The sequence below is a fragment of the Candidatus Electronema sp. TJ genome, assembly GCF_048287355.1.
Lineage (GTDB): Bacteria > Desulfobacterota > Desulfobulbia > Desulfobulbales > Desulfobulbaceae > Electronema.
On record NZ_JBLWEP010000010.1, the window covers coordinates 2,698 to 5,804 of the forward strand.

Sequence of the window (3,107 nt, forward strand, 5' to 3'; positions counted from 1 at the left end):
GCCGCCGCGCAGCTGCCACGACCACGGACTCTCGTCCGCCGCCTCCCCGAAGCTGGTCTTGATCTTGCGGATGCGGATCAGATCAAACTGATCAAGAAAGAGCGTGTCCTCTTTGCCGCCAAGGCCGACTGCGGTGTCCAGCACTGCCAGCTCGTCTCCGTCCAAGCTGTTCCGGCCCAAGCTCTCTTGAATGAAAGGCGACCAGCGCAGACGCAGATGCGCCTTCTGCCACGCCGCATAGGCCGGGCCGAGACTGGTGAGCATGGGCTTGCTGCCAGCGGCAGGCGAGGGCAGCACAGGCGGCTCTGCCAGCGGCGCACTGCTCGGCGGCAGCAGGAAACGGGCAGGGAGCAGACGGTCTTTCATAGCCTTTGATGCCGCGCTGGGCGCAGGCTGCTCGGCGGTGAGGCGGTAATTGGCGTAGGCCAGCAGCGCGTCCGCAACTTCGGCCTGCCGCTCCGGCTCCAGCCCGGCCAAGCTGCCGCGCAGCGCGTCCGGCCCCTGCTGGATCACCGCCTGCGCCGCTGTCCGCTCCGCAGGACGGAGCAGGCTGAACTGATGCCGCATCCGCCGCTGCGCCGAAGGAATGAAGCGCACCGTCTTGATCAGGCCGGGCTGCCCGGCTGCTTTGCGCTGGCGGTCAAGGTCTTCAAGGCGATGAAAGGTCTCCACCGGCGCGTACCAGAACGCGGCCCGCTCCAGCAGCGGCTCGTCAATCACCAGCTCCAGCAGCTCGGCCAGCCTGTAGGCGCAGTTCTGATCAAGGAAGTAATAGGCGAACTTCTTGCCCAGCACCTCCCAGAGATGGAGCACGAGCAAGGTGCGCTGCGCATCCGTGAGCAACAGCTCGTAGTCCCAGATGTCGCGGAACTCGGTGCGGGAATAGACCAAGTCCTGCGTGTAGAAGTAGCGGTCGGAGAAGCCTGCCTGATAGCCGCCACCAAGGCCGCGCAGAATGTAGAGCGCGACCGGCTCGTCCTTTGGCACCAGCGCGCCGTAGTTGACCGTCAGATCAAACAGCCCGGCCTGGTCGTCAGCCGCGCCGGTGTTGAGCTTGAGCAGCGAATGGCCGAAGACTGAGGCCGGGTTGCCGAGATAGCCGCTGACAAGGAAGAGGCTGAGCGAACGCACCTTGTCCGGCAGCGACCAGCGGGAGAAGTTGCTGCACTGGGGATTGCGGAGCGAGTAGTCCGGCAGCTGCGCCTGCTGGGAAAGCCAGAAGTAGCGGGCTGGAAAGCGGCAGCGGGCATCGCTGTCGCCGTTCTCCGGCCACGGCGCGGCATAGGCGGCGATGGTCGCCCTCAGCTCAGCCTCAGGATTGTCCCTGCCGTCAGGGGCAAGGAAGAAGTCCGGGCTGAGCACCTCGCTCTGTCTGCCTGAGCGGTCAAAATGGAGCAGCTTCAGCCAAACCGGATGCCGGGCCAGCTGCGCGATGCGGACAGGAGACAAAGGCAAGGCAGCGGATGCGCTGCGCGGAAGAGAAAACAGGCAGGCAAAGAGCAGCGCGGCAGCTCCGCATCTCAGCCTTTGCCTGCGGAGCTGCGCCGCCTGCAATGAAGTCTCCGTCGGGGAAATGAAAAAGCAAAGGCAGGCGCAATGCCTGCCTTGCATCCATGCTGCGAAGAAGAATGGTGCTTACTTCTTCTCAGACAGAGACAGAATCCATTTGGCAATAGACTTGGCATCAGCCTCGTTCACTGCGGCCATAGGAGCCATCATCTTGCCAGGACCAGTTACATCCTTGCTGCCCTTCTGGATCACAGTCACAATCTTCTGCTCGCCCTCTTTGTCAGCTGCATACTTCTTGCTGATATCCTGCATGGCGGGTCCCATGCCTGCTTTGTCCAGCTGATGGCAGACCATGCAGTTCTTCTTTGCCAACTCCTCGCTGGCGAAGGCGGAACCGGAAACCAGCAGACATGCGACGGCGAAGCCAAGTGCTGCGTACTTCATGATCGTTTCTCCTTAAGACATTAAAGTTGACTGCTTCGTTGAAATTCAGTCGGCCTCGACGGCAGGCTGATAGAAAGTTCTGCTGCTTTGCTCAATCTGCGGGACAACATCATGCCCGCTGTCATACGCATGATAGCATATACAGCCGCCTGGAGCTTGTCAAGAGAAAATGACAAAGAAAAGCAGCCGGCATTGCTGGACATGCCGCGCCCAGGCAGGCCGCCCAGCCCGCTCAGTAGCGGTAATAATCCGGCTTGAAGGGGCCGTCCGCATTCACGCCGATGTAGTCCGCCTGCTCCTTGGTCAAGGTGGTGAGGTGTGCGCCGATCTTCTGCAGGTGCAGCCTGGCCACCATCTCGTCCAGCTTCTTGGGCAGGAAGTAGACCTGCTTCTCGTACAGGGCGGAGTTGTTCCACAGCTCCATCTGCGCCAGCACCTGATTGGTGAAGGAGTTGCTCATCACAAAGCTGGGGTGCCCGGTGGCGCAGCCGAGGTTGACCAAGCGTCCTTCCGCCAGCACGATGATCCGCTTGCCGTCCGGGAAGATGACATGATCCACCTGCGGCTTGATGTTCTCCCAAGGCAGGGAGCGGATGCTGGCGATGTCTATCTCGGAGTCGAAGTGGCCGATGTTGCAGACGATGGCCTGATCCTTCATCACCTCCATGTGCGCTCTGGTGATGACGCGCAGGTTGCCGGTGCAGGTGACGAAGATGTCGCCGATGGACGCGGCCTCTTCCATAGTCATCACCCGGTAGCCTTCCATTGCCGCTTGCAGGGCGCAGATCGGGTCTATCTCGGTCACGCAGACCACCGCGCCCATGTGGCGCAGTGCTTGGGCGCAGCCCTTGCCCACGTCGCCATAACCAGCCACCACCGCCACCTTGCCCGCGATCATCACGTCCGTGGCCCGCTTGATGCCGTCAATCAGCGACTCGCGGCAGCCGTAGAGGTTGTCAAACTTGGACTTGGTGACGGAGTCGTTGACGTTGATGGCCGGAGCCAGCAGCTTGCCCGCCTTGGCCATCTCGTTCAGGCGGTGCACGCCGGTGGTGGTCTCCTCAGAGATGCCCTTGATCTCCTGCATCAGCTCCGGGTACTTCTCGTGCATGATCTGGGTGAGGTCGCCGCCGTCATCCAGAATCATGTTGGGC

The 3,107-nt window shown here is 61.7% G+C and carries 3 protein-coding genes; all 3 read right to left on the reverse strand.

Going from position 1 to position 3,107, the window contains the following annotated elements; all coding sequences use genetic code 11:
• A partial coding sequence (locus tag ACNKID_RS01550; RefSeq protein WP_417911673.1) for a DUF4105 domain-containing protein occupies positions 1–1,449 on the reverse strand: 1,449 nt, incomplete at its 3' end.
• Positions 1,450–1,635: 186 nt separating this feature from the next.
• Positions 1,636–1,953 carry a c-type cytochrome gene (locus tag ACNKID_RS01555; RefSeq protein WP_417911674.1) on the reverse strand — a complete coding sequence of 106 codons (318 nt, stop codon included), beginning with the start codon at positions 1,951–1,953 and terminating at the stop codon, positions 1,636–1,638.
• A 232-nt stretch (positions 1,954–2,185) separates the two neighbouring features.
• Positions 2,186–3,107 (reverse strand): adenosylhomocysteinase (locus tag ACNKID_RS01560; RefSeq protein WP_417911675.1); only part of this gene is annotated, 922 nt, incomplete at its 5' end.

What these genes read in the sequence shown, in the direction of transcription:
- ACNKID_RS01555 (WP_417911674.1), bottom strand. Translation starts at nt 1,953, where the DNA reads ATGAAGTACGCAGCACTTGGCTTCGCCGTCGCATGTCTGCTGGTTTCC.